Here is a 25,321-nt window from a genome sequence, read left to right on the forward strand (position 1 = left end):
ATGCGTGTCCGTCCGGCTAGCCTTGCCGCATGGCCGACATCTTCACCGTCGTGGCGGACCCGACCCGGCGGGAGCTGCTCGGGGCGCTGCTCACGGCGTACGGGTCGGACACCACCGGCGGCGAGCTCAGCGTCGGACAGCTCGTCGAGAAGATCGGCGTCAGCCAGCCGACCGTGTCGAAGCACCTACGGGTCCTGCGCGACCACGGCCTGGTCTCCAGCCGCGAAGAGGGCCAGCACCGCTTCTACCGCCTCGACCCGGAGCCGCTCGTCCGGCTCGAGGAGTGGGTGGTCCCCTTCACGGGTGCGGTCGACGCGGACGGCACGCCGGCGACCACCTCGTGGACGCTGGACGGGCAGCCGGTGTCGGTCCGCCGGACCGGTACCGCGGGGCGGTCCACCGTCGAGGTCGGCACCGAGCTCGGCCGCGTGATGGCCGAGGCCTCGCACCGCGCGACGGCGGCGTTCACCGGTGCGCAGCAGGGCTGGGAGCGCGTCGTCGACCGGAGCCGGAAGCGCTTCACCCGCCGCGGCGAGGACGACTGACGCGGTCGTTCGTGTGCCGGCTCGGAGTCTCCTGGACACGCGGTCGCACGCGCCCCTACACTCACCCTGACCACACAGGTCACACCGACCCCGTGCTCGTGCACGGCCACCCGAAGGCGGACCATGACCGGCAGTTTCGACGACGTGCGCTTCCTCACCGTCGCTGAGGTCGCCGAGATGATGCGCGTCTCGAAGATGACCGTCTACCGGATGGTGCACGCCGGCGAGCTGCCCGCCATCCGCTTCGGTCGTTCGTTCCGGGTGCCCGAGTCGGCCGTCGCCGAGCTCCTGCGCGGCGGCATCGCCGACGCCGGCTGACGCTCGTTCGACAGGACCGCTGCGCTCCGCTAGACTCGGCCGGGTTGATTTTCCGCGGTCTCTTCGGGCCCGGTGTCCACACATCTGCATCGTTCCGAGCGAGGTCCACTATGGGTTCTGTCATCAAGAAGCGTCGCAAGCGCATGGCGAAGAAGAAGCACCGCAAGCTCCTTCGCAAGACGCGTCACCAGCGTCGCAACAAGAAGTAAGTCCAGTACTTGCACCCGAAGCCCCGGTCCGCCGGGGCTTTCGTGTTCCCGGGGCCGGTTATGGTGGGGACATGCCCGCCGTGACCCTCCTGACGAAGCCCGGCTGCCACCTCTGCGACGACGCACGCCCCGTCGTCGAGCAGGTCGTCGCAGCGCACCCCGGTGTCACCCTCGAGGAGCGGTCGATCCTCGACGACGACGCCCTGCGCGAGGAGTACGCCGAGGACATCCCCGTCGTCCTCGTCGACGGCCGGGTCCACAGCAACTGGCACGTCGATGCCGCCCGGCTGCACCGTGCCCTCGAGAAGGCCGAGGCCCGCGCGTGATCCACCACGTCGTCTCCTGGACCCTGCGCGAGGACCTCGACCGCGCAGCGATGATCGAGCACATCCGCGAGCTGCTGACCGGGCTCGTCGGCACGATCGGGTCGATCCGCTCGCTCGAGGTCGTGGAGAACGTCGCGTACCCGGGGAAGAACCAGGACGTCGCGGTCGTCGCGACCTTCGACGACCTCGCTGGGCTCGACGAGTACCAGGTCCACCCCGACCACCAGGCTGCTGCGGCGGAGATCCGCAGACTCGTCACGGGGCGGGCCGCCATCGACTGGGAGGGCTGATCGCGCCTCCCGACCGGCGGGCTCGTGCCCGCGGCGTCCGGACGCCGCCGGTGGAGCAGAAGACGTCGCCTCCCCGAGCGGGAGGCGACGTCTTCTGCTCCACCGAGACGACAGGGCGACACAGCGTCCCGTCGCCCGGCGTCCCCTACGGGGTCAGGCGCGTCGGACCGCGGAACAGGTACGTGACCTCGCGGATGGACGGCTCGTGCAGCGCGAGCATGAGCACGCGGGCCAGACCCATGCCGAACCCGCCGTGCGGCGGCACGCCGTAGCGGAAGAAGTCGAGGTACCAGCCGAGCTCCTCCGGGTCGAGGCCCTTCTCGACGGCCTGCGCCTCGAGGGTCTCGACGCGGTGCTCGCGCTGGGCGCCCGTGGAGATCTCGGCACCGTTGAACAGCAGGTCGTAGCTGTTCGTGAGCGTCGGGTCGTCGGCGTGCCGCATGTGGTAGTACGGCCGGATCGAGGCGTCGTAGTCGGTGACGAACACGAACTCGGAGCCGTGCGTCTCCTTCGCCCAGGCGCTCACGCGGCGCTCGCCCTCGGGGTCGAGGTCGCCGTCGGCGCGGACGACCTCGTAGCCGCTGTCGGCCACGATCTTCCTGGCCTCCGCCAGGGTCACGCGCGGGAACGGGGCGGTCGGCACGACGAACTCGAAGCCGAAGACCTCCTCGATCTCCTTGCCGTACTTCTCCTTGACCGCGGTGAAACCGGCGACGAGGAGCTCCTCGTGCATGGCCATGACGTCGTGGTGCGACTCGACCCAGGAGATCTCGGCGTCGACGCTCGTGAACTCGGTGGCGTGGCGGCTCGTGAAGGACGGGTCCGCACGGAAGGCGTCCGCGATCTCGAAGACCGCGCCGAAGCCGGCCGGCTGCGCCATCTGCTTGAAGTTCTGCGGCGACTGCGCCAGGTAGGCGGTCGTCTCGAAGTACTCGAGCTGGAAGAGCTCGGCGCGCGACTCGGACGCCGACGCCATGAGCTTCGGCGTGTGGATCTCGATGTAGTCGCGCTCGACCCAGTACGTGCGGAAGGCGTGCTCGAGCGTCGTCTGGATGCGGAAGATGAGGTTCTGCTTGCGGTTGCGCAGGTCGAGGAAGCGCCAGTCGAGGCGCTTGTCGAGCGACGAGTCGTCCGCGATCGGCGTCTCGGGGATGGCCGCGCTGACGACCTCGAGCGAGCCGACCTTGACCTCGAGACCCCCGAGCTTGACGCGCTCGTCGTGCTTCAGGGCGCCCCGGACGTGCACGAAGGTGCCGTGGGCCAGGCCGGAGATCTCGTTCGTGATGCCGAGGGCGAGCTGGGCGGCGTCGTCGCCGTCCTCGGCCTCGCGGGTGGCCGGGTTCACGAGCTGCGCGGCGCCGGTCTCGTCGCGGAGCACGACGAACTGGACCTTCTTCTGGTCGCGGACGGTCTCCACCCAGCCGGCGACGGCAACGGGGCCGTCGGGGAGGGCGGCGAGGTCGGCGATGCGGGTGCGTTCGATCACGGTCGTCGAGTCTACGGCCTCCTCCACAGGTGGGGTCGCGGCGTGCGCGCTCCACAGGTCCTGCCGGGAGGCGCGGGTCGGCCCCGGCCGGTCCGTAGCGTCGTGTACGTGGTCGGGTCGCGAGTCGAGAGGGGTCCTGCGGATGACGGCAGACGGAGGACGGCCCGCGGCCCGTCCGCCCGTGGCGGTGGCGGCGGTGTCATCGGTGTCGTCGGCGGCGGCGGCAGCGGCGGCGCTGTCGTCGGCCGGTCAGGGGAGCGAAGCGCGCAGGCTGCTGAGCGTGCCGATGAACTCCTCGGCCATGCCGGCCCGTTCGACGAGCTTGGCGTGCCGGGCGCGGGCGTCGTCGAGGGAAGCGTCGAGTCGCGCCGCGAGTGCCGTCTGGTCGTCCGGGGTCGCATCCGCCAGGGCGTCGACGACGCGCAGCAGCTCCGCCATCTCGTCCAGGGTGAAGCCGAGGGGCTTCATCCGCCGGATGACGAGCAGCCGCTCGAGGTCCTGGGCGGTGTAGACCCGGAAGCCGCCGGTGGTCCGGCCACTCGGCACCAGGAGCCCGACCTCGTCGTAGTGCCGGATGGTCCGGAGGGACATGCCCGCTCGCTCGGCCAGTTCGCCGATGTGCATGGTGCCGTCGGCAGTCGGTCCGGGGGAGTCGGTGGAGCTCACGGTCGCCATGGTGGCAGACCTCCTTCCGTCGTCGCTCGGAGCGGACGTCCCAACCCTACCCTCACGTCAGGGTAGGGTTGCCAGCGATGTCCCTCGCACCGCACGCGCCCACGGCGCCCAGCGTCCTCAGCGCCCTCCGCTCGCCCCGTCTCCTCACCCGCGAGGTCCTGGCGGGTGTCGTCACCGCGCTCGCCCTGATCCCCGAGGCGATCTCGTTCTCGGTCGTCGCCGGCGTGGACCCGGCCGTGGGGCTGTTCTCGAGCGTCGTCATCGCGGTCGTCATCTCGATCGTGGGCGGCCGACCCGCCATGATCTCGGCCGCCGCCGGTTCGGTCGCGCTCGTGATCGCCCCGCTGGTCCGCGACCACGGCGTCGCCTACCTCGTCCCGGCGGTGGTGCTCGGCGGGGTGTTCCAGCTCGTGCTCGGCTTCGTCGGGGTGGCCAGGCTCATGCGGTTCATCCCGCGCAGCGTGAACGTCGCGTTCGTCAACGCCCTGGCCATCCTCATCTTCACCGCGCAGCTGCCGAACCTGTTCGGCGACGAGGTCCCGCCCGTGGTGTGGCCGCTCACGGCGCTCGGCGTCGGCATCATCATCGCGTTCCCGTTCCTCACGAAGGCCGTCCCCGCGCCGCTCGTCGCGGTCGTGGTGGTCACGGCGATCACGATCGTGTTCGGCGTCGCCGTGCCGACGGTCGGCGACGAGGGAGCGCTCCCCACCGCGCTGCCCGGCTTCGGTGGCATCACCGTGCCGCTGACCCTCGAGACGCTGCAGATCGTCGCGCCCTACGCGTTCGGCGTCGCGATCGTCGGGCTCATCGAGACGCTCCTCACCGCACAGCTGGTCGACGCCCTCACCGAGACGCGGTCGAGCGCCTGGCGCGAGTCCTGGGGACAGGGCGTCGCCAACATCGCGTCCGCCTTCTTCGGCGGCACGGGCGGGTGCGCGATGATCGGTCAGACGGTCATCAACGTGAAGACCGCCGGCGCCCGGACCCGCGTGTCGACCTTCGCTGCCGGCGCCTCGGTGCTCGTCCTGACGATCGTGCTGCACGACCTGGTCGCGCAGATCCCGATGGCGGCGTTGACCGCCGTCATGCTCATGGTCTGCGTCGCGACCTTCGACTGGCACAGCGTCCGGCCGCGCACCCTCGGGCGGATGCCGCTCGGCGAGACGGCCGTCATGGTGATCACCGTGGTGGTCGTCGTCGCCACGGACAACCTCGCCACGGGCGTCCTGGTCGGCGTGGTGGTCGCCGCGCTCGTCTTCGCGCGCCGGGCCGCACACGTCGTCTCCGTCGTCCGCGAACCGGTGGACGAGCACACGGTGCGGTACCGGGTGCGGGGCGCGCTGTTCTTCGCGTCGTCGAACGACCTGGTCACCCGGTTCTCCTACGCCGAGGACCCGGAACGGGTGATCGTCGACATGTCGGACGCACACGTGTTCGACGCGAGCACGGTGGCGGCGCTCGACGGCATCGAGCAGCGGTACGCGCGGCACGGCTCGTCCGTCGAGGTCGTGAACCTCAACACCGGGTCGGTCGCCCTGCACGGCAGGTTGACCGGCCGGTTGGGCTGACCGGGGTCGCGCGCCGCCGAGGGGGACTGATGGGCTGACCGGGGTCGCGCGCCGCCGAGGGGGACTGAACGGTCGCACATCCGTGAATCCGCTGTGGGGCGGGTGGGGGCGGTGGAGCGACCTAGACTGGAACTCATGCCCGCGACACGGATCCACCTCGTCCGGCACGGCGAGGTCCACAACCCGGGGCGAGTGCTCTACGGTCGGCTGCCCGGCTTCGGCCTGAGCGAGCTCGGCACCCGGATGGCCGCCGCGTCGGCGGACGCGTGGCACGACGCCGGCGTCGACGTCCGACGCATCGTCGCCTCGCCGCTGCAGCGGACGCAGGAGTCGGCGGCACCCTGGGCCGCCGCGTACGGGCTCGACGTCTCGCTCGACGAGCGCCTGATCGAGCCGACGAACCGGTACGAGGGCCAGCGCCCCGGGTTCACGAAGCGCTCGATCGGCCGTCCGGCCGAGTGGCCCTGGATCGCGAACCCCTTCCGCCCGAGCTGGGGCGAGGCGTACGAGTCGATCGCCGAGCGGATGCTCGCCGCCGTCACCTCCGCGTGGGAGAGCGTCGACGGTGGCGACGTCGTCCTCGTCAGCCACCAGCTGCCCATCTGGATGGTGCACCGCAAGCTCGCGGGGGAGCCGCTCTGGCACGACCCGCGCAGGCGACGCTGCGACCTCTCCAGCATCACGACCCTCGAGCGTGTGCCCGCCACCTCGTCCGGTCGCTTCACGGAGGTCGGGTACGCGGACCCCGCGCAGTCACTGCGCGTCTCCGCCGTCGACGAAGGAGCAGTCTGATGTCCACTCACAGCCGGATGGTCGCCGTCGCGGCGTCGGCGGTGATCGCAGCCGTGGCGCTCGCCGGGTGCTCGTCGTCGAACGACCAGCTCTCGGAGCAGTACGGCAGCGGGACGACGCAGAACTACATCTCCGGCGACGGTGCGGTGACCGAGGTCGCGGCGGACGAGCGCGCCGCCCCCGTCGACTTCACCACGAAGGACTCCGACGGGGACACGATCTCGTCGAAGGACCTCCGCGGCAAGGTGGTCGTCCTCAACTTCTGGTACGCGGGCTGCCCGCCGTGCCGTGCCGAGGCGAAGTACCTCAACCAGGTGCACGACGAACACGCGGACGACGACGTGGCCTTCATCGGCGTCAACGTGCGTGACGAGGAAGGCACCGCGGCGGCCTTCGAGCGCACCTTCGACGTGCAGTACCCGACGGTGCTCGACGCCCGCGACGGCGCGATGCAGCTCGCCCTCTCGGGACAGATCGCGCCGAACGCCGTGCCCGCGACCATCGTGCTGGACAAGCAGGGCCGCGTGGCTGCCCGCGTCCTCGGCGCCGTCGACGGCCCGAGCATCCTGCAGACCCTGGTCGGCGACGAGCTCGACGGCAAGGCGTCCTGACCCGTGTCCGGCAACCCCTTCGCCGACGCGATCCTGAGCGGCCAGATGCTGGTGGCGCTGCCCGTCGCCGTGCTGGCCGGGCTGGTGTCGTTCCTGTCCCCGTGCGTGCTGCCGCTCGTGCCCGGCTACCTGGGCTACGTCGGCGGCATCGCCGAGGGCGGGCAGCGTCGGGGTCGGGTCGTGCTCGGGGTGGTGCTCTTCGTGCTCGGGTTCACCGCGGTGTTCGTCGCCTACACGACGGTGTTCGGGGCGCTCGGCTTCTGGCTGGTGCGCTGGCGTGACCTCATCACCCAGGTGCTCGGCGTCGTCGTGATCGCCATGGGGCTGGTGTTCGTCGGACGCTTCACCTTCCTGCAGCGCACCGTCAAGCCGTCGTGGACCCCGGCGACCGGGCTCGTCGGAGCACCGCTGCTCGGCATCGTGTTCGGGCTCGGCTGGACCCCCTGCCTCGGTCCGACCCTCGCCGCGATCAACCTGCTCAGCGTCCAGTCGGGCAGCGCGTGGCAGGGCATGTGGCTCGGTGTCGCGTACTGCCTCGGCCTCGGGGTCCCCTTCGTCCTGGTCGCACTCGGTGCCGGTTGGGCGACCGGGGCGATCCGGGCCGTGAAGCGCCACATGCGCACCGTCAACATCATCGGAGGAGCGATCCTGATCGTCATCGGTCTGCTCATGGTCACCGGTATCTGGTCGGCCGTCATGTCGAGCCTCGGGGCGGTGATCCAGAGCTTTGTCCCCGCGGTCTGAGCCCGACACCACCCCCGAGCCCGACACCACGCCCGAGCGCAGCGGCGCCGGGCAGACGAACGTCGACGACACCGCATCCGGTGCCGACCCGATGCGACCGTCGGACCACGTCGACAGTGCTGCTCCGGCGCGCGGTGACGACGGCCGGGTGACGCAGCCCAGGCTCGGCTTCGTCGGGTACCTGCGCTTCGCCTGGCGCCAGTTGACGAGCATGCGCACGGCGCTCTTCCTGCTCATGCTGCTCGCCCTGGCGGCGATCCCGGGCTCGCTCGTGCCCCAGCGCACGGCGGACCCGAACGGCGTCGTGCAGTACAAGGCGGACCACCCGCAGCTGTTCCCGGTGCTCGACGCGCTGCAGGTCTTCGACACGTACACCTCGGTGTGGTTCTCGGCCATCTACCTGCTGCTCTTCGTGTCGCTCATCGGCTGCATCGTCCCGCGCACCAGGCACCACTGGCAGGCGCTCCGCACGCGGCCGCCGAGGACGCCGGTCCGCCTCGGGCGACTGGCGGGCTACCGGTCCGTACCGGTCGACGCGACCAGCACGACGGGCGCGACCGGTGGGACCGACACGACCGGTGGGGCCGACGCGACCAGCACGACGAGCGCGACCGGTGCCGCCGACGCGACCACGGGCCTCCCGTCCGTCGACCACGCCGTGACACGCGCGATGGCGCTCCTCAAACGGTCCGGGTACCGCGTCGAGCGCTTCGGTGACTCGGTCAGCGCCGAGCGCGGGTACCTGCGCGAGACCGGCAACCTCGTCTTCCACGCGGCCCTCGTCGGCGTCCTCGTCGCGGTCGGGGTCGGTGGCGGCTTCAGCTACACCGGGCAGCGGCTGCTGGTCGAGGGACAGACGTTCTCCAACGTCCTCGGCTCCTACGACTCGTTCAACCCCGGTCGGTGGTTCCGGCAGTCGGACCTGCAGGGCTACAACCTGACGCTCGACAAGTTCACGACGACGTACGAGGAGCAGAACCTCGACGCCCTCGGTCAGGCGCTCGACTACTCGGCGACGGTGACGAGCCAGGAGAAGGGCCAGGCGGCGGAGACGAGCCGCATCGGCGTGAACGAACCGCTCTCGGTCGGCGGCACGAACGTCTACCTGCTCGGCAACGGGTACGCGATGCAGGTCACCGTCCGTGACGGCGAGGGGGACGTGGCGTTCCAGGACGTCGTGCCGTTCCTGCCGGAGGACGCGAACTACACCTCCACCGGCGTCATCAAGGTGCCGGACGCGTCGCCGTCGCAGCTCGGCCTGGTCGGGTTCTTCTACCCGACGGCGTCGAAGCTGTCGACCGGCGCCTTCGCGAGCGCCTACCCGGACGCGCAGAACCCGCTGCTGACGCTGCAGGTGTACCGCGGCGACCTGGGCCTCGACAGCGGCGTCCCGCAGAGCGTCTACTCGCTCGACACGAGCGGCCTCGAGCAGATCGCGGGACGGCAGTCGGACACGGCGAGCATCGAGCTCGAGCCCGGTGAGACGAAGACGCTGCCGGACGGTACGGGGTCCATCACGTTCGACGGGGTGAAGCGGTACGTCTCGCTCGACGTCCACCACGACCCGTCGCAGCTCTTCGTGGCCGGTTTCGCCGTGCTCGCGACGCTCGGCCTGCTCACCTCGTTGTTCGTGCCGCGCCGGCGCGTGTGGGTGAAGGCCGTCCCGCGCAGGGGCGCGGAGCACGGCGAGTACGACCTGGAGTACGCCGGCCTGGCGCGCGGCGAGGACCCCAACCTCGAGCGCGCCGTCGACGACATCGCACGCCGACACCTGTCGGACCTCGGAGTTAGGATTCCCGCGTGAACGACATGACGACGAACCTGGCGACCTACTCGGTCGTCCTGACGTACTCGGCCATGGCGGTCTACGTCATCGCGTTCATCTCGTTCGCGCTCGACATGGCGAAGCGCGCGGGTGAGGTCACCACCGCCGCCGGCGGCGGTGCCGCTGCCCCGGCCGAGCGCACGGTCGCGACGGTGCAGGGCGGCACGGTCGTGCTCGAGAAGGTCGACAGCACCGCCGGTCGTCCCGGCGGGGGCGGGACGAAGTTCGAGCGCGTCGGCATGGCCATGACGATCCTCGCGCTCGTGCTGCACGTCGGGGCCACCGTCCTGCGCGGCATCGCCGCGGACCGGGTGCCGTGGGGCAACATGTTCGAGTTCTCGCTCACGGGCACGGCGCTCATCACGCTGATCTTCCTGCTCGTGCAGTTCTGGCAGAACCTGAAGTTCCTCGGCGTCTTCATCACCGGGCTGACGATCATCCTGCTCGGCATCGCGACGGTGAACTACTGGGTGCCCGTCGTGCCGCTGCAGCCCGCGCTGCAGTCGTACTGGCTGGTCATCCACGTGTTCGTCGCCATCGCCGGTACGGGCTTCTTCGCGCTGGGCGCCGGGCTCGCCGTCGCGCAGCTCGTGCAGACCCACCGCCAGGGGCGTCCCGCTTCGGGCAGGCTCCGGTTCATGGAGACCCTGCCGGACGCCGACCGGCTCGAGGTCCTGACCTACCGCGTCCTGCTCGTCGGCTTCGTGCTCTGGACCTTCACGCTCATCGCGGGTGCGATCTGGGCCGAGCGTGCGTGGGGCCGCTACTGGGGGTGGGACACCAAGGAGGTCTGGACCTTCATCATCTGGGTCGTCTACGCCGGGTACATCCACGCCCGGGCGACCCGCGGCTGGCGTGGTGCCCGGTCCTCGTGGCTGGCGCTCATCGGGTTCGCTGCCGTGATGTTCAACTTCTCGGTCGTCAACGTGTTCTTCAAGGGTCTGCACAGCTACTCGGGCCTGTGAGCCGCTGACGGGTCCGCCGGACGTGCCCGCCCCGGCGGGCGGGCCGCTCAGGCCGCAGCGAGCAGTCCGTGCACCCGTTCGAGCCGGGCGAGCCACCATGCTCGCCGCTCGGGCGACGCCGCGTTGCGCTCGAGCAACTCCCTGGAGGCCTCCGCACGCCGCACCGGCACCCGGCCGCCCGCGGGCAGCAGCGGCGTCGGCGTGACGTCCGACTCGAACATCGCCGCGGTCCCGAGGCCGGCCGCGAACCCGGGGGTCATGGCCTCCGCCGCCAGGAACGCCCCCATGCCGAGCCCGACCGAGGTGTCGAGCGCGCTGGAGACCACGCACGGCAGCCCCGCGTCCGCGACCACGGCCTGCGCCGCCGTCACACCGCCGAGGGGTTGGGCCTTCACGACGAGCACGTCCGCCGCTCCGGCACGGGCGACCGCGAGCGGGTCCGCCGCCTTGCGGACGCTCTCGTCGGCGGCGACCCGGACGCCGAGCCCGGCGGTCCGGGTGCGCAGGGCCGCGAGTTCGGGCACGGTCCGGCAGGGCTGCTCGGCGTACTGCAGGTCGAACGGGGCCAGACGTTCGAGCGCGTCGACGGCCTGGTCGAGCGTCCACAGGCCGTTCGCGTCCACACGGACCGCGGCGTCCGCGCCCATCACCCGCCGGACCTCGGCGACCCGTGCGACGTCGTCGTCGACGGTCGTACCGGGTTCGGCGACCTTCACCTTGGCGGTCGTGCAGCCCGGGTAACGAGCCAGGAGACCGGCGACGGCGTCGGGCGCGATCGCGGGGACCGTGGCGTTGACCGGGACGGAGTCGGCTGCCGGCTCGTGGTCGGTCCACCCGAAGTCGACCGCTGCGCGGAGCCAGGCGGCGGCTTCGGCGTCGTCGTACTCGACGAAGGGCGAGAACTCGGTCCAACCCGCCGGTCCGCGGAGCACGAGGGCCTCCCTGACGGTGATGCCGCGGAAGCGGACGCGCATCGGGAGGGCGACGACGTGCGCATCGGCGGTGAGGTCGGCGAGGTCGGGGAGCACACCCCATCCTCCCGCACGAGGGCCGGGGCCGTGCCGGCGTGCACGCCACCGGTCCGGGTGGTCACGTCCAGGCCACCCGCTGGTTCCTCGGAGCCGACCGCCAGGGCCGGGCACTAGCATGCATCGGTCGGCCGACCGCCGACGGCGCCGCGGAGCACCGCGGCAGGTTCGTGCAGCGACCGAGGAGAGGGAGGGCCGGTGGCGTCGGATCCGCAGCAGCGCGCCGCAGCCCAACGGGCGGCCGCGCAGCGCACGGCGGCGCAGCGTGCGGCGATGCAGCGTGCTGCGGCGCAGCGTGCGGCGGCGCCCGGGGGAGCGGCGCAGCGACCGGCGGCACCAGGGGGCGCGGCGCAGCGGGCTGCGGCACCATCCACCGCGCAGTCGAGGACGCGGGCCGGGGCAGCTCGCCCGGGTGCCGGATCCGCCGGGGACTTCGAGCGCCTCATGCAGCGGAACACCGTCGACACGCGGACGCTCGCGACGGCCGGCCGTCGTCGGAGGAACCCGGTCACCGGCAAGATCGCCCTCGGCCTGGCGGTGGTGTCCGCCGCCGTCGACGCGAGCGCCTTCGCCGTGTTCATGGGCGGCGACACGACCTTCGCCTTCGGCATCTGCTTCGTGGTCGTCTTCCTCACGCTCATCGCGGCCGTGCTCGGCTTCATCGCCGCGGTCGGGTCGTTCGGCCGTTGGTACGGCGTGGTCGGGGTGGTGCTGGCGTTCTTCGCGAACCCCGTCATCCTGATCGTGCTGCTCGTGGTCGTCGCGCCCGAGGCCCTGTCGGGGATGTAGCGACGCGGGATCGCGTCCCACCGGGACACCCCGACGGCAGGGGTGGCCGGATACGGTGGGGTCATGGCAGCTCCCGTCTCCGACCTGTTCGACCCCGACGTCTGGACCGCCGCCCCGGTCGCGGAGCACTTCACCGACATCACGTACCACAAGCACGTCTCGCAGGGGATCGTCCGGGTGGCGTTCGATCGTCCCGAGGTGCGGAACGCCTTCCGTCCCCGCACGGTCGACGAGCTCTACCGGGCGCTCGACGACGCCCGGCAGGACCCGCACGTCGGTGTCGTCCTGCTCACGGGCAACGGACCGAGCCCGAAGGACGGTGGGTGGGCCTTCTGCTCCGGCGGCGACCAGCGCATCCGTGGCCGGAGCGGGTACCAGTACGTCGGGGACGAGGGCGCCCCGCCCGAGGGCGTCGACCCGGCCGCGGCGCAGGCGTCGATGGGTCGGCTGCACATCCTCGAGGTGCAGCGCCTCATCCGCATGATGCCGAAGGTCGTCATCGCCGTGGTGCCGGGGTGGGCCGCCGGCGGCGGGCACTCGCTGCACGCCGTCGCCGACCTGACGATCGCGAGCGCGGAGCACGGTCGGTTCAAGCAGACCGACGCCGACGTGGGCTCGTTCGACGGCGGGTACGGCAGCGCCTACTACGCCCGACAGATCGGACAGAAGCTGGCGCGCGAGGTCTTCTTCCTGGCCGAGGAGTACTCGTCGCAGCGTGCGTACGAGATGGGTGCGGTCAACAGGGTCGTCCCGCACGAAGACCTCGAGCGTGAGGCGATCCGGTGGGGCGAGACGATCCTCGGCAAGTCGCCGACGGCGATCCGGATGCTGAAGTACGCCTTCAACGCCATCGACGACGGGATGGTCGGCCAGCAGGTCTTCGCGGGCGAGGCGACGCGGCTCGCCTACGCCTCGGACGAGGCCGTCGAGGGCCGCGACGCGTTCCTCGAGAAGCGGAAGCCCGAGTGGACGTCGTTCCCGTGGCACTACTGACGCCTGGTCGCCGCCCGTGAGCCGGCCGCTGGTGGCGCTGGGCGCGTCCGACCCGGTGGCGGTGCTCCGCGGTCTGGAGGCTGCACTCGCCGGCGGCCCCGCGCTCCTCCCCGTCGCCGAGGGGGCACCGTCGCTGCCGACGCCCGCTCCGTCGCAAGTCGCGCAGCGGGTCGCCCTGGTGGTCGAGACGAGCGGGTCCACCGGCACGGGCAAGCGCGTGGCGCTGTCGGCCGACGCCCTCCTCGCCGGCGCCGCATCCGCCGACGCCGCCCTCGGCGGCCCGGGCCGGTGGGTCCTCGCGCTCCCGACGCACTACATCGCCGGACTCAACGTCCTGACCCGGTCGGTCACGGCGGGCACCACGCCGGTCGTCCTCCCGCAGGGGCACTTCGACGCGCGGTCGTTCGCGGACGCGGTCGACCGGCTCGACGTCGGCCCCGATGCCCCCCGCCGCTACACCTCGCTCGTCCCGGTGCAGCTCGCCCGCGTGCTCGAGGATGCACGGGCCACCGCCGCCGCGACGCGGTTCGACGCCGTCCTGGTCGGCGGGCAGGCCACCCCGGCACCACTGCGGCAGCGGGCCCTCGACGCCGGGATCCGCGTCGTCACGACCTACGGCGCCAGCGAGACCAGCGGCGGGTGCGTCTACGACGGTACGCCGTTCGGGACCGTCCGGACCGAGCTCGTCGACGGCGCGTTGGAGCTCGCCGGGCCGATGCTCGCCGAGGGCTACCTCGACGACCCGGAGCGCACGGCCCGCACCTTCACGGACCGGGACGGGCATCGCTGGTACCGCACCGGTGACGCGGCCGCCATCGGTGAGGACGGACGGGTGCGCGTGCTCGGACGGCTCGACGACGTCATCGTCTCCGGCGGCGAGAAGGTCCCGCTCGGCGCCGTCGAACGACGGGTCCGGGAGCTCCCCGGGCAGGACACGGCCGTGGTGACACGCCGGACGTCGGGGGAGTGGGGCGAGGTGCCGGTCGTCGTGACCGAGCAGCCGCTCGACCTCGACACCGTGCGGGCGCACGTCGGTGACGCCCTCGGGCGCGCAGCGCGGCCGGCGGACGTGGTGGTGGTCGACGCACTGCCGATGCTCGCGTCCGGCAAGCCCGACCGTCGGGCCGTCCGTGCCCTCGTCGACCCGACGGGGGCACCGACCACGTAGTCGGCGCGGATACGATGGACGGCCGTGGCACGTACGAAGAACACGACCCCGGCCAGGCGCCGCAGCGGCAACCCCGCGAAGGCCGCGGGACCGCGGCGCACGAAGCAGCGGGCGACCGCGCGCGACTGGATCGGCGGAGCCCGGCTCCGCACCCTCACGCTCGGCGTCGTCCCGGTCGTGCTCGGGACCGGAGTGGCGTTCGTCGACTCCGGCGAACCGGGCGACTTCGGGAGCTACCTCGGCCGTGACCACCACCTGGCGGTCGCGCTCCTCGCCCTCGCGGTCGCGCTGTTCCTGCAGATCGGCGTGAACTACAGCAACGACTACTCGGACGGCGTCCGGGGCACCGACGAGTTCCGCGTCGGCCCGGCCCGGCTGACCGGTGCGGGGCTGGCGAAGCCGCGCACCGTGCTCACCGTCGCGTTGACGTTCTTCGGGCTCGCGGCCCTCGCCGGGCTGGTGATCGTGCTGCTCACCGGGCTGTGGTGGCTGCTGCTCGTCGGGGCCGCGGCGATCGTCGCCGCCTGGTTCTACACCGGCGGGAAGAAGCCGTACGGCTACAACGCGCTCGGCGAGGTCTTCGTCTTCGTGTTCTTCGGCCTGGTCGCCGTGCTCGGGACCCAGTACGTGCAGATCCGCGAGGTGACGGCGAGCGGCTGGGCGGCAGCGGTCGCCGCGGGCTTCTTCGCCTGCGCCGTCCTCATGGTGAACAACATCCGCGACGTCGACGAGGACCGGCAGGCGGGCAAGCGGACCCTGGCCGTCGTCGTCGGACGCCCGATCGCCCGGGTGCTGTTCGGCCTGTTCCTGATGCTGCCGTACGTCGTGCTGCTCTGGTTCGTGCTGCTCTACTTCCGCACCGGCTTCGCGTACTTCTCGCTGCTGCTCGCGCTCCCGGCGCTCGCCATCGGGGTCTCGTCGCGGAAGCCCCGCGAGCTCATCACCGCGCTGCAGCTGTCGTCGTTCGCGTCGCTGGCGTACGGCGTGGTGCTCGGACTGACCCTGGTGCTCCTGCCCTAGGCCGGCCGGCCGGCCGTCCGGGTCAGTCGGCGTCGGGCTCGCGGCGGCTGCGGTGCCGTTCGGTGTCGGAGACGGGAGGAACGGCAGGGCCCTCGGTGGCGGTGTCAGTGGCGGTGTCGGTGCCGGTGGCGTCGGTGTCGGCGGCGTCGACGAAGTCGTCCTCGAAGTCCGAGTCCGCGTCACGCTCCGGACGACCGCGCCGCGACGCGATGTTCGACGTGACCTGTCCACGCAACCCGGGCAGCGCGATGTAGGACACGAGCAGGCCGATGAGGGCGGCACCGATCGCCGCCCAGTACCACCTCAGTCCGACGAGGAGCAGGACGGCCAGCGCCGCGGCGAAGATGCCGAGCCGGGCAAGGGTGTAGACGAACCACGCTTTCACCCGTCGAGTCTACGGAACGGCGCCGGGACGTCGGCTGACGGGCAGGTCGGTCCCAGGAGCGCTGCCTACACTCCGGGGATGGTCCGTCTGTGGTTGATCGTCGCCGTCGCCGCCGTGGCCTTCACGGTCTACGCGGTCATCGACTGCGCGACCATGCCACCCCAGCGCATCCGCTCCCTGCGGCGCGGGTGGTGGGTCCTCCTCGTGCTCGTCCTCCCCGTCCTCGGCGGGGTGCTCTGGTTCCTGCTCGGTCGCGCCCCCGCGGCCCCCGGACCGACGCCCCGGTACCGTGGACCCGAAGACGACCCGGACTTCCTCGGTGGCCCCCGTGCCGCCGGGCCGCACCGCACCGGAACGGACCAGGACGACGCAACCCTCCGAGACCTCGAAGACCAGTTCCGTGACGAACGAGACGACGACAGCCGCCCCGATCGCTGACGGTCCCGCCGGCTCCGGCAGCCCCGCCACGGACTTCTCGCTCGCACTGCTGCGCGAACTCGCCCGCGCGGGGGTGACCGACGTCGTGGTGAGCCCGGGCTCCCGCTCCCAGGCGCTGGCACTCGCCGCGGTCGCCCTCGAACGGGCCGGCGGCACCACGGTGCACGTCCGGCTCGACGAGCGCACCGCCGGCTTCTTCGCGCTCGGGCTCGCCGTCGAGTCGGGCCGACCGGCCGCGGTGGTCACCACCTCCGGCACCGCCGTCGCCAACCTGCACCCGGCCGTCCTCGAGGCGTACCACTCCGGCGTGCCGATGATCGTGCTCAGTGCCGACCGTCCCGACGAGCTCCGGGGGATCGGCAGCAACCAGACCACGGTGCAGCCCGGGCTCTTCGGACCGGCGGTCGCCTTCGTCCGCGACGTGCAGGCTCCGACCGCCGGAGGGGGCGACGTCGAGGTCGACGCCGTCCGGTCCCTCGCGCGCGAGGCGGTCGCGGTCGCCGCCGGACACGCCGGGCAGCCCGGACCGGTGCAGCTCAACGTCGCGTTCCGCGAACCGCTGTCCGCCGGACTCCGCGCCGAGGACGTCCAGGGCGTGCCGGACGAGGAGGTCGACACCGACCGCGCCCGCCGCCGGGTGCACACCGGACTGCCGGTGGCCGAGCTCGCGCCCGACGACGAGCCCGCGACGGTCGTCATCGCCGGACACGACGCCGGCGAGGACGCCGAGCGCATCGCCTGGGAGCTCGGGGCGCCGCTGCTCGCCGAGGTCTCGAGCGGCGCGCGGTTCGGACGCAACCTCGTCGTGGCCTACCGCGACCTGCTCCGCGAGCCGGAGCTCGGCGGCGCGGTCCGTCGCGCCGTGGTGCTCGGGCACCCCACCCTCAGCCGTGAGGTCCCCGCGCTCCTGCAACGGTCCGACGTGGAGACCGTCGTGGTCCGCGGTCCGGGGGCCGACCCGTACGACCCGGCACGGGCCTCGCGACCGGACGCGGCGACCACCTTCGTGTCGGACGTCCGCGTGACGGGCCGCACCACCCCGGCACACCGTGCGTGGGTCGGCCGGTGGGTGACGTCCAGTCGCGCGCTCCTCGGCGACGGCGACGCCGGTCCGGACCTCGACGCGAAGCGCTCGGGGGACCGCGCCGAACGCAACCGCTACCTGCGTGACGAGGTGGCGCTCCGGCGCCGTCCCGTCGACCGGACGATGCTCGTCGACGCCGTCTGGGGCGCCACCTGGCCGCACGACCGGCTCGTGCTGGGTGCCTCGCAGCTCATCCGGGTCGCCGACGCGCACGTGCCGGGCAAGAAGCTGCGCGTGCACGCGAACCGTGGGCTCGCCGGGATCGACGGCACCGTGTCGACGGCGCTCGGCATCGCGGCTGCGCTCGAGCGGACGGCGGACTCCGTCGGGACGACACGGGTGCTCGTCGGGGACCTGACGTTCCTGCACGACCTCGGCGCCTTCGTCACGGGGGTCGAGGAACGGACGCACCGCGTGCAGGTCGTCGTCGGCAACGACGCCGGCGGGGCGATCTTCCGCGGGCTCGAGGTCGCGGCGACCACACCGGACGCGGACATGCGCCGGATGATGACGACGCCGCAGCACGTCGACGTCGAGCGGGTCGTGACGGGGCTGGGCTGGGAGTACCGGCGTGCGGCGACGTGGGGCGACCTGGAGGCCGTGCTCACCGACCCGGCGCAGCGTCTCGTCGTCGAGGTGCCACTGGCCGGCTGACGGCCGCGGCGCGGTCGCCGCGTCAGGCCAGCGCGTCGCGCATCGGCCGGAACTTCAGTGCGGTCTCCGCGACCTCGCGCGCGGGGTCGGAGCCGGCGACGATGCCGGCGCCCGCCCACGCCCGGACGGTGCCGTCGGTGTCGATCCGGGCGCTGCGCAGTGCGAGCATCCACTCGCCGTCCCCGTTCGCGCCGAGCCAGCCGACCGGTCCGGCGTACCGCCCGCGGTCGACGCCCTCGAGCTCGGCGACCAACCGCACCGCGACGTCGGTCGGCGTGCCGGCGACCGCCGCCGTGGGGTGCAGCGCGTCGGCGACGTCGAGCGAGGTCGTCCCCACCGGCAGCGTCGCGCGGACGTCGGTCGCCAGGTGCCACAGGTTCGGCAGCTGCAGGCGGAACGGCTCCGGGTCGGCCCGCAGGTCGCTCGCGATCGGGCGCAGCGCCTCGAGCAGGCTCGCGATCGCGAACCCGTGCTCCTCGACGTCCTTCGCGCTCGACGCCAGGGCCTCGGCGGCAGCACGGTCGGACACGGCGTCGGTGCCGCGCGCGGCGCTGCCGGCGAGCACCCGTGCGGAGAGCTGCGTGCCGTCCGTGCGCGCGAGCGTCTCCGGGGTCGCGCCGACCAGGCCGTCGACGGCGAAGGTGACGCACTGCGGGTACGCGGCGGCGAGGTCCAGGAGCACGGCGCGCCGGTCCGCACCGGCGGGGAGCGTGCCCACCAGGTCCCGCGCGAGCACGACCTTCTCGGCCTCACCCGCGGTGATCCGCCGCACGGCGTCGGCCACGGCCGCGGCGTAGCCGTCCTCGTCGACCTGACCGGGCCCGAGGACGACCGAGACGTGTCCGCCGACGGCGGGCACGGGCACCGAGGTGCGCGAGAACCCGAGCGGCGCCGGGTCGGGCGTCGTGTCGACCGCGGTCAGCCAGGCCTTCCCGCGGCGCTTGCCGACCACCACGCGCGGGACGACGAGGACGCTCTCCTCCGCGGAGTCGTCGGCGAACGCGAACGAGCCGAAGGCCACCAGGCCGGTGCCCCGCAGCTGCACCGGGTCGTCGACCGTCGCGCCGCGGACGAGCTCGCGCCAGACCGCGGAGGCCTGCCGCATCCGCTCCGGGCCGGAGAACGAGAACCGCAGTGCCTCGCCGATCCCGACGATCCCGTCGCCGTTCCGCACGAAGGCCAGCGGCGCGTCCCGCAGGGTGTGGCGGAGGACGTCCCCCGGGTCGTCGAGGATCCGGGTCGAGACCGTGAGCGAGGGGGCCGCCGTGGTGGTTCGGGTCACGGACCGATCGTACGCGCGCGCCGGCCCGCGGACCCCGGCCGTGCGTCCGGGCACCTGCGAGCCGTGACCTCTAGGATGGTGCGGTGAGCAGAGCGGACCTGAGCAAGCGGCCGGACGAGGTGGCGGCCATGTTCGACGACGTCGCCGCGAAGTACGACCTCACGAACGACATCCTCTCGGCGGGCAACGCTCCGCTGTGGCGCGTCGCGACGGTCCGTGCGGTCGACCCGCAGCCGGGGGAGCGGGTGCTCGACATCGCGGCGGGCACGGGGACGAGTGCCGCTGCCCTGGCGAAGAGGGGTGCGGACGTCACGGCGCTCGACCTGTCCGCGGGCATGATCGCCGTCGGGCGTGAGCGCCACCCCGAGATCACGTTCGTCGAGGGCGACGCGGAGCACCTGCCGTTCGACGACGACACGTTCGACGCGGTCACGATCTCGTTCGGGCTGCGCAACGTCAACGACCCGATGCAGGCGATCACGGAGATGCTGCGGGTGCTCAAGCCCGGCGGCCGCGTGGTCATCTGCGAGTTCTCCACGCCGCCGATGGCGCTCCTGCGCTTCGGCTACGGCGCGTACCTCAAGCGCGTGCTCCCGGGCATCGCGCGCCTGTCGAGCAGCAACCCCGCCGCCTACCGGTACCTGGCCGAGTCGATCGAGGCGTGGCCGGACCAGCAGGTCCTCAGCCAGTGGCTCCGCGGCGTCGGCTTCACGATGGTCGCGCACCGCAACCTCACCGCCGGCATCGTCGCGCTGCACCGCGGCCGGAAGCCCGTCGCGGGGACGGTCCGCGAGTCGGTCGCCCGTCGGGCGAAGGCGCGCCGCGAGCACCAGCACACCGGCGAGCAGCCGAGCGTCGACCCCTCCGACGCCTGACCGGTCCCTCGACCCCGAACACGGAGCAGCACTTGAACCCGAGCGTCCCGGTCGCACGTCGCGCACCGAGCCTCCGCGCCTCGCTGGGCATCGGCGAGCGGTTGTTCGCCACGCCGTCCGAGCGACGCTTCATCACCGCCGTCGACGACGGACTCGAGCTCGTCGAGCAGGGCCTCGAGGAAGCCATGCGATCCACGGACACGCTCGCGGACACCACGAGCCGGTACCTGTTGTCGGCGGGCGGCAAGCGGATCCGGCCGACGCTGACGCTCCTCATCGCGCAGCTGGGCGAGGGCGTCACGGACGCGGTCGTCAAGGCCGCGGTGAGCATCGAGACGACCCACCTGGCCTCGCTGTACCACGACGACGTCATGGACGAGGCGCCCGTGCGACGCGGGGTCCCCGCCGCCCACGTGACCTACGGCAACAACGTCGCGATCCTGACGGGCGACCTGCTGTTCGCCCGCGCCAGCCTCATCACCGCCGACCTCGGCGCCGAGGGCATCCGCATGCAGGCCGAGACCTTCCAGCGCCTCTGCATGGGCCAGCTGCACGAGACGACGGGCCCGCAGGCCGAGGACGACCCCGTCGAGCACTACATCCAGGTGCTCAGCGACAAGACCGGCTCGCTCATCGCCACCGCGGCGCGCGCCGGGGTCATGTTCTCCGGAGCGGACCGCGCCTACCTCGACGCCGTCGGCACGTTCGGCGAGAAGGTCGGCGTCGCCTTCCAGCTCGTCGACGACGTCATCGACCTCGCACCCGCGAAGGACCGGACCGGCAAGATCGCCGGCAACGACCTGCGTGCGGGCGTCGACACCCTGCCGCTCCTGCAGCTCCGTCGCCTGGCCGCCCGTGACGACGGCGCCGCCACGTTGCTCGCCCGCATCGAGCACGACGTGAAGGACGCCCCGGACGACGCGGTCGACTCGGCGCCCTACCAGTCGGCCGTCGCCGCCCTGCGCGAGCACGAGGCGACCACCGCCACCCGCGCCGTCGCCGTCCGCTGGGCGGAGGAGGCGGTCGCAGCGCTGGAGCCGCTGCCCGACGGCACCGTGAAGCGCGCGCTGACCCGCTTCGCCGAGTCCGTCGTCGAGCGCAGCCGCTGACCCGAGGGTCCACCGCCACCGACCGGGAGCACCCCGCCCGAACGAACTGGAGACATCAGTGCCCACCCTCCGACTCGCCATCGTCGGCGCCGGCCCCGCCGGGATCTACGCCGCCGACATCCTGCTGCGCGAGGCCCACGGTTACGACGTGTCGATCGACCTCTTCGAGCAGCTCCCCGCGCCGTACGGCCTGGTCCGCTACGGCGTCGCCCCGGACCACCCGCGCATCAAGGGCATCGTGAACGCCCTGCGCGACGTGCTCGACCGCGGTGTCGTGCGGCTGTTCGGCAACGTGCGCTTCGGCGAGGACATCACCCTCGACGACCTCAAGCAGCACTACAACGCGGTGCTGTTCTCAACGGGGGCGGTCAAGGACGCCGACCTCGACGTCCCGGGCATCGACCTCGACGGCTCGTACGGCGCGGCCGACTTCGTCAGCTGGTTCGACGGCCACCCCGACGTCCCGCGCACCTGGCCCCTCACCGCGTCCAGCGTCGCGGTCATCGGCAACGGCAACGTCGCCCTCGACGTCTCGCGCATCCTGGCGAAGCACGCGGACGACCTGCTGCCGACCGAGATCCCGGCGAACGTGTACGAGGGTCTCAAGGCCTCCCCGGTCACCGACGTGCACGTCTTCGGGCGCCGTGGCCCCGCCCAGGTGAAGTTCACCCCGCTGGAGCTCCGCGAGCTCGGCGAGCTGCGCGACGTCGACATGATCGTGTACGACGAGGACTTCGACCACGACGAGGCGTCGCGCACCGCGATCCAGACGAACAAGCAGGTCATGGTGATGAACCGTGTCCTCGAGCAGTGGCGGACCCGCGAGGTCGGTGCGGCGAGCCGCCGCCTCCACCTGCACTTCTACGCGAAGCCCGTCGAGCTCGTCGGTGAGGACGGGCGCGTCAGCGCACTGCGGTACGAGCGCACCCGTCCGAACGGCGAGGGCGGCGTCGAGGGGACCGGCGAGTTCCGGGAGGTCCCGGTGCAGGCGGTCTACCGCGCGGTCGGGTACTTCGGCTCGCCGCTGCCCGGCGTGCCCTTCGACGAGCGCACCGGCGTCATCCCCAACCGCGAGGGCCAGGTGCTCGACGAGGACGGTGCGCCGCTCCCGGGCGTCTACGCCACCGGGTGGATCAAGCGCGGCCCGGTCGGCCTCATCGGACACACGAAGTCCGACGCGATGGAGACCGTCCAGCACATCGTCAACGACCAGGCCTCGTGGTGGGCGCCGGCTGACCCCTCGCCCGAGGCCGTCCCGGCGCTGCTCCGCGAACGGGGTGTCGACTACACCGACCTCGACGGCTGGCACGCGCTCGACGAGCACGAGCAGGCGCTGGGCGCCGCGGAGGGACGCGAACGCATCAAGGTCGTGCCGCGCGACGAGATGGTCGACGTCTCGCTCCGCCGCACCGGCTCGGCCACGAGCTGAGCCCGCAGCGATGACCAGCGCACGCCCCGCACCGCCCACCGCGTCGCGGGGCGTGCTCGTCCCGCCGGACCGGCTGCAGGGGGTCGACGTCGCCCGGGCGCTCGCGCTGCTCGGCATGATGGCCGCGCACATCGGCGGGATCGCAGACGAGCTGGACTGGACGGACCCCGCGACCTGGTCGGCCGTCGCGCACGGCCGACCGTCGACGCTCTTCGCGGTGCTCGCCGGCGTCTCGATCGGCCTGACGAGTGGTCGGGCCAACCCGCCGGGGCCGCCGGTCATCGGCCGTGTGCGCGCGCGGCTGGCGGTGCGCGCGGTCGCCGTCGTCGGCATCGGTCTCGCGCTCATGGCGCTCGACACCCCGGTCTACGTCATCCTCCCGACGTACGGCGCGCTCTTCCTGCTCGTTGTGCCCGTCCTGCGGCTGCGTCCGGCCACGCTCCTCGTGCTCGCCGGTGTCTGCGCGCTGGCGTCGCCGTTCGCCGCGGTCGCCGTCGCGCCCGCCTACGCCGGCGCCGGGATGTGGGAGGTCCAGCTCGGACTCGTGTACCCGGTGGTCACCTTCCTGGCGTACGTGCTGGTCGGCCTGGCGGTGGCCCGACTCGGTCTGGGCCCACGCCGCGGATCCCCGGACGACGCGCCCGCGGCGGACGGGCCGCGCCTGTGGCGGGAGGCGCGGCGCACGCAGGTCGCGCTCCTCGTGTCCGGCACGGCCGTCGCCACCATCGCCTACGGCATCGGGAACCTCCTCGCGCCGGTCCCCGTGGACGCCGTGCTCGCCTTCCCCGGCGTCCCGTGGGCCCCGGCGTACAGTTCGCCGTCGGAAGCCCTCGCGCAGGTGCTGTTCTCGCCTCGTGACCACTCGTCGTCGGTGGTCGACGTGTGCGGCACGGCCGGGGTGGCGGTCGCGGTGATCGCCCTGTGCACGTTGCTCGTCGACGGTCGGGGGAGGACCGTCGCGCGGATCGCGTACCCGCTGACCGCCGTCGGGTCGATGCCGCTCACGGTCTACGCCGGCCACCTCGTCGTGATCGCGTTCCTGCCCGAGTACCCGGAGTCGGGCACGGCATGGGCCTGGTTCGCCGTCGGATCGGTGCTGTTCGCGATGTCGTGGCGGGCGTTCCTCGGCCGGGGACCGCTCGAGCGTGTGGTCGCACGGCTCGCCGGGCTGGTGCCGTCCCCGCGCTGACGCAGGCCCGGCGAGCGCACCGGGGGAGGTGGGTCGAGCCTCCCGGCCGGCCCTACTGCAGTGCCGCCGTGAGCCGCGCGACGTTGTCGAGGACCTGCGAACGGCGCGGCCGCTCGAGCCACGCGTCGAGCGTGAGCTCGAACGACGCGTCCTTGTAGGCGGACTGCACGTCCCGCAGCGCGTCGACGAACCGCTTCCCGCGCACCATGACGGAGACCTCGAGGTTCAGGCTGAAGGACCGCATGTCCATGTTGCTCGACCCGATCACCGACACGTCGTCGTCGATCGTGAAGTGCTTGGCGTGCAGGATCGTCGGGGCCCGGTACAACCAGATCTTCACGCCCGCGCGCAGGAGTTCCTCGTAGTAGGAACGCTGCGCGTGCCACGTCATCGCGTGGTCGCCCATCTCGCCGACGAAGAGCTCGACCTCGACGCCACGCTGCGCGGTCGTCGTGATCGCGTACAGCATCGAGTCGTCGGGCACGAAGTACGGCGAGGTGATCGAGACCTTCTCCTGCGCCGCGTACAGCAGCGCGTTGAACAGGCGCAGGTTGTTCTCGCCGTCGAACCCCGGTCCGGACGGCACGACCTGGCAGTCGAGGGCGTCACCGCGGTCGGCGCGGTGGACCGGGTCGCTCTCGCGCAGCAGCAGCTCGTCGGTCTCGCTGTACCAGTCGGTCACGAACAGGGCGTTGAGGCCGGCGACGACCGGCCCCTCGAACCGGGCGAACAGGTCCTTGTAGACCATGCCGCGCTCGAGGTGCGACTTCAGGTCGTACGACTTGTCGATGAGGTTCTGCGAGCCGGTGAACGCGACCGACCCGTCGATGACCATGATCTTCCGGTGGTTCCGCAGGTCGGGGCGCTGGAACTTCCCCTGGAACGGCTGGAGCGGCAGCATGAGGTGCCACTCGATGCCGGCTCGGTCGAGGAACGCGAGCGTGTCCTTGTAGCCCGGGTAGCCGCGGCTCGCCCAGTGGTCGAGCAGGAACCGGACGGTGACCCCGCGCGCTTGCGCGCGGGCGAGTGCCTCGAAGTACGGTCGCGTCGTGTCGTCGAGCGTCGCGATGTAGAACTCGACGTGCACGAAGCGACGGGACTGGTCGATCGCCCGGGCCATCTCCTGGATCGACTCGTCGTAGTCCGGGTACAGTTCCGCGGAGTTGCCGCCCACGAGGGGCATCGCGCCCAGCTCGCGGTTGAGCTTCGTCACGCTCTCGAGCCACGGCGGCCACGGGTGGTCGTGACGCACCCGCTCGATGCCCTCGGTCTGCTCGAGGATGTACGCGTTGATCTCGGTCTGCTTCTCACGTCGTGACCTCGGCAGCTTCGTGGACCCGATGACGAGGAAGACGACGAACCCGATGTACGGGATGAGGAAGATCGCGAGCAGCCAGGCGGTCGCGGTCTGCGGCTTCCGGTTGTACGGGACGTAGATGATCGAGAAGACACGGATCGCCAGGTCCAGCAGGACCAGGAGAACGGTGATCGCGACGCCGAGCCAGTGCTCCACGAGGGACGGCG

27 protein-coding genes are annotated in these 25,321 nt (G+C 72.3%); 21 read left to right on the plus strand and 6 right to left on the minus strand.

All coding sequences use genetic code 11. From position 1 onward, the window contains the following. Positions 1-29: 29 nt before the first annotated feature. The 5 genes from DEJ23_RS03405 to DEJ23_RS03425 all read left to right on the plus strand — a co-directional run bounded on the left by DEJ23_RS03405 (position 30) and on the right by DEJ23_RS03425 (position 1,688). Positions 30-545 carry a helix-turn-helix transcriptional regulator gene (locus DEJ23_RS03405; RefSeq protein WP_111238858.1) on the plus strand — a complete coding sequence of 172 codons (516 nt, stop codon included), beginning with the start codon at positions 30-32 and terminating at the stop codon, positions 543-545. A 123-nt stretch (positions 546-668) separates the two neighbouring features. Further along, on the plus strand, positions 669-863 hold the full coding sequence (locus tag DEJ23_RS03410) for a helix-turn-helix domain-containing protein (protein ID WP_111238859.1): 195 nt from the start codon (positions 669-671) through the stop codon (positions 861-863). Positions 864-973: 110 nt separating this feature from the next. Continuing rightward, positions 974-1,072 (plus strand): 30S ribosomal protein bS22, encoded by a 99-nt coding sequence (locus DEJ23_RS03415; protein WP_003792170.1) that lies wholly within the window; start codon positions 974-976, stop codon positions 1,070-1,072. Between the two features lie 71 nt (positions 1,073-1,143). After that, complete coding sequence (locus DEJ23_RS03420) at positions 1,144-1,398, plus strand: glutaredoxin family protein (RefSeq protein ID WP_111238860.1); 255 nt, start codon at positions 1,144-1,146, stop codon at positions 1,396-1,398. Then, positions 1,395-1,688 (plus strand): Dabb family protein, encoded by a 294-nt coding sequence (locus DEJ23_RS03425; protein WP_181429093.1) that lies wholly within the window; start codon positions 1,395-1,397, stop codon positions 1,686-1,688. Before DEJ23_RS03420 ends, DEJ23_RS03425 begins: the two co-directional genes overlap by 4 nt. A gap of 145 nt (positions 1,689-1,833) precedes the next feature. On the opposite strand, the gene aspS is transcribed toward DEJ23_RS03425, so the two are convergent. Together aspS and DEJ23_RS03435 are read right to left on the minus strand one after the other, a co-directional pair. Further along, positions 1,834-3,174 carry an aspartate--tRNA(Asn) ligase gene (aspS, locus tag DEJ23_RS03430; RefSeq protein WP_111239036.1) on the minus strand — a complete coding sequence of 447 codons (1,341 nt, stop codon included), beginning with the start codon at positions 3,172-3,174 and terminating at the stop codon, positions 1,834-1,836. 249 nt (positions 3,175-3,423) lie between these two features. After that, on the minus strand, positions 3,424-3,798 hold the full coding sequence (locus DEJ23_RS03435) for a MerR family transcriptional regulator (RefSeq protein WP_258375244.1): 375 nt from the start codon (positions 3,796-3,798) through the stop codon (positions 3,424-3,426). Positions 3,799-3,926: 128 nt separating this feature from the next. On the opposite strand from DEJ23_RS03435, the gene DEJ23_RS03440 reads away from it, so the two are divergent. The 6 genes from DEJ23_RS03440 to ccsB all read left to right on the plus strand — a co-directional run bounded on the left by DEJ23_RS03440 (position 3,927) and on the right by ccsB (position 10,354). Then, on the plus strand, positions 3,927-5,417 hold the full coding sequence (locus DEJ23_RS03440) for a SulP family inorganic anion transporter (RefSeq protein ID WP_111238862.1): 1,491 nt from the start codon (positions 3,927-3,929) through the stop codon (positions 5,415-5,417). A 135-nt stretch (positions 5,418-5,552) separates the two neighbouring features. Further along, entirely contained in the window at positions 5,553-6,209 is a 657-nt protein-coding gene (locus DEJ23_RS03445) for a histidine phosphatase family protein (protein WP_111238863.1), read from the plus strand. Beyond that, positions 6,209-6,820: a TlpA disulfide reductase family protein gene (locus DEJ23_RS03450; RefSeq protein ID WP_111238864.1), complete on the plus strand. Its 612-nt coding sequence runs from the start codon at positions 6,209-6,211 to the stop codon at positions 6,818-6,820. Before DEJ23_RS03445 ends, DEJ23_RS03450 begins: the two co-directional genes overlap by 1 nt. Positions 6,821-6,865: 45 nt before the next feature. Then, positions 6,866-7,564 carry a cytochrome c biogenesis CcdA family protein gene (locus DEJ23_RS03455; protein WP_111239038.1) on the plus strand — a complete coding sequence of 233 codons (699 nt, stop codon included), beginning with the start codon at positions 6,866-6,868 and terminating at the stop codon, positions 7,562-7,564. Between the two features lie 91 nt (positions 7,565-7,655). Continuing rightward, entirely contained in the window at positions 7,656-9,368 is a 1,713-nt protein-coding gene (locus DEJ23_RS03460) for a cytochrome c biogenesis protein ResB (RefSeq protein WP_111239037.1), read from the plus strand. A 5-nt stretch (positions 9,369-9,373) separates the two neighbouring features. Then, complete coding sequence (gene ccsB / locus DEJ23_RS03465; protein WP_111239039.1) at positions 9,374-10,354, plus strand: c-type cytochrome biogenesis protein CcsB; 981 nt, start codon at positions 9,374-9,376, stop codon at positions 10,352-10,354. A gap of 47 nt (positions 10,355-10,401) precedes the next feature. Here ccsB and DEJ23_RS03470 read toward each other — a convergent pair whose 3' ends face one another. Further along, a complete protein-coding gene (locus DEJ23_RS03470) occupies positions 10,402-11,382 on the minus strand; it encodes an o-succinylbenzoate synthase (RefSeq protein ID WP_258375236.1) in 981 nt (326 codons plus the stop codon). 198 nt (positions 11,383-11,580) lie between these two features. Between DEJ23_RS03470 and DEJ23_RS15605 the strand changes: the two genes are divergently transcribed. The 4 genes from DEJ23_RS15605 (at position 11,581) to DEJ23_RS03495 (ending at position 15,352) form a co-directional block, all read left to right on the plus strand. Beyond that, the gene (locus DEJ23_RS15605) at positions 11,581-12,171 is read left to right on the plus strand and encodes a hypothetical protein (RefSeq protein ID WP_181429094.1); all 591 of its coding nucleotides are present in this window, start codon (positions 11,581-11,583) and stop codon (positions 12,169-12,171) included. Positions 12,172-12,234: 63 nt separating this feature from the next. Next, positions 12,235-13,164: a 1,4-dihydroxy-2-naphthoyl-CoA synthase gene (locus tag DEJ23_RS03485; RefSeq protein WP_111238868.1), complete on the plus strand. Its 930-nt coding sequence runs from the start codon at positions 12,235-12,237 to the stop codon at positions 13,162-13,164. Between the two features lie 16 nt (positions 13,165-13,180). Beyond that, positions 13,181-14,332 (plus strand): AMP-binding protein, encoded by a 1,152-nt coding sequence (locus tag DEJ23_RS03490; protein WP_111238869.1) that lies wholly within the window; start codon positions 13,181-13,183, stop codon positions 14,330-14,332. A 24-nt stretch (positions 14,333-14,356) separates the two neighbouring features. Next, positions 14,357-15,352: a 1,4-dihydroxy-2-naphthoate polyprenyltransferase gene (locus DEJ23_RS03495; RefSeq protein WP_111238870.1), complete on the plus strand. Its 996-nt coding sequence runs from the start codon at positions 14,357-14,359 to the stop codon at positions 15,350-15,352. A gap of 22 nt (positions 15,353-15,374) precedes the next feature. Here DEJ23_RS03495 and DEJ23_RS03500 read toward each other — a convergent pair whose 3' ends face one another. Next, positions 15,375-15,737 (minus strand): DUF4229 domain-containing protein, encoded by a 363-nt coding sequence (locus tag DEJ23_RS03500; RefSeq protein WP_111238871.1) that lies wholly within the window; start codon positions 15,735-15,737, stop codon positions 15,375-15,377. 78 nt (positions 15,738-15,815) lie between these two features. Between DEJ23_RS03500 and DEJ23_RS03505 the strand changes: the two genes are divergently transcribed. Both DEJ23_RS03505 and menD read left to right on the plus strand, forming a co-directional pair. Further along, the gene (locus DEJ23_RS03505) at positions 15,816-16,175 is read left to right on the plus strand and encodes a PLDc N-terminal domain-containing protein (RefSeq protein ID WP_111238872.1); all 360 of its coding nucleotides are present in this window, start codon (positions 15,816-15,818) and stop codon (positions 16,173-16,175) included. Beyond that, positions 16,138-17,913 (plus strand): 2-succinyl-5-enolpyruvyl-6-hydroxy-3-cyclohexene-1-carboxylic-acid synthase, encoded by a 1,776-nt coding sequence (gene menD / locus DEJ23_RS03510; protein WP_111238873.1) that lies wholly within the window; start codon positions 16,138-16,140, stop codon positions 17,911-17,913. Before DEJ23_RS03505 ends, menD begins: the two co-directional genes overlap by 38 nt. A gap of 22 nt (positions 17,914-17,935) precedes the next feature. Here menD and DEJ23_RS03515 read toward each other — a convergent pair whose 3' ends face one another. Next, positions 17,936-19,195 (minus strand): isochorismate synthase MenF, encoded by a 1,260-nt coding sequence (locus tag DEJ23_RS03515; RefSeq protein WP_111239040.1) that lies wholly within the window; start codon positions 19,193-19,195, stop codon positions 17,936-17,938. Positions 19,196-19,278: 83 nt separating this feature from the next. Between DEJ23_RS03515 and DEJ23_RS03520 the strand changes: the two genes are divergently transcribed. Genes DEJ23_RS03520 through DEJ23_RS03535 form a run of 4 tightly spaced genes read left to right on the plus strand, consistent with a single transcriptional unit; the run spans position 19,279 to position 23,797 of the window. Next, positions 19,279-20,070, plus strand: coding sequence for a demethylmenaquinone methyltransferase (locus DEJ23_RS03520; protein ID WP_111238874.1), 792 nt, complete (start codon positions 19,279-19,281; stop codon positions 20,068-20,070). Between the two features lie 32 nt (positions 20,071-20,102). Continuing rightward, positions 20,103-21,179: a polyprenyl synthetase family protein gene (locus DEJ23_RS03525; RefSeq protein ID WP_111238875.1), complete on the plus strand. Its 1,077-nt coding sequence runs from the start codon at positions 20,103-20,105 to the stop codon at positions 21,177-21,179. Positions 21,180-21,237: 58 nt separating this feature from the next. After that, positions 21,238-22,608, plus strand: a complete 1,371-nt coding sequence (locus DEJ23_RS03530; protein WP_111238876.1) for an FAD-dependent oxidoreductase — start codon at positions 21,238-21,240, stop codon at positions 22,606-22,608. 10 nt (positions 22,609-22,618) lie between these two features. Next, the gene (locus tag DEJ23_RS03535; RefSeq protein WP_111238877.1) at positions 22,619-23,797 is read left to right on the plus strand and encodes a heparan-alpha-glucosaminide N-acetyltransferase domain-containing protein; all 1,179 of its coding nucleotides are present in this window, start codon (positions 22,619-22,621) and stop codon (positions 23,795-23,797) included. 52 nt (positions 23,798-23,849) lie between these two features. Here DEJ23_RS03535 and cls read toward each other — a convergent pair whose 3' ends face one another. After that, the gene (cls, locus tag DEJ23_RS03540; RefSeq protein WP_111238878.1) at positions 23,850-25,310 is read right to left on the minus strand and encodes a cardiolipin synthase; all 1,461 of its coding nucleotides are present in this window, start codon (positions 25,308-25,310) and stop codon (positions 23,850-23,852) included. Positions 25,311-25,321: the final 11 nt, after the last annotated feature.

The sequence above is a fragment of the Curtobacterium sp. MCSS17_008 genome, assembly GCF_003234185.1.
Lineage (GTDB): Bacteria > Actinomycetota > Actinomycetes > Actinomycetales > Microbacteriaceae > Curtobacterium.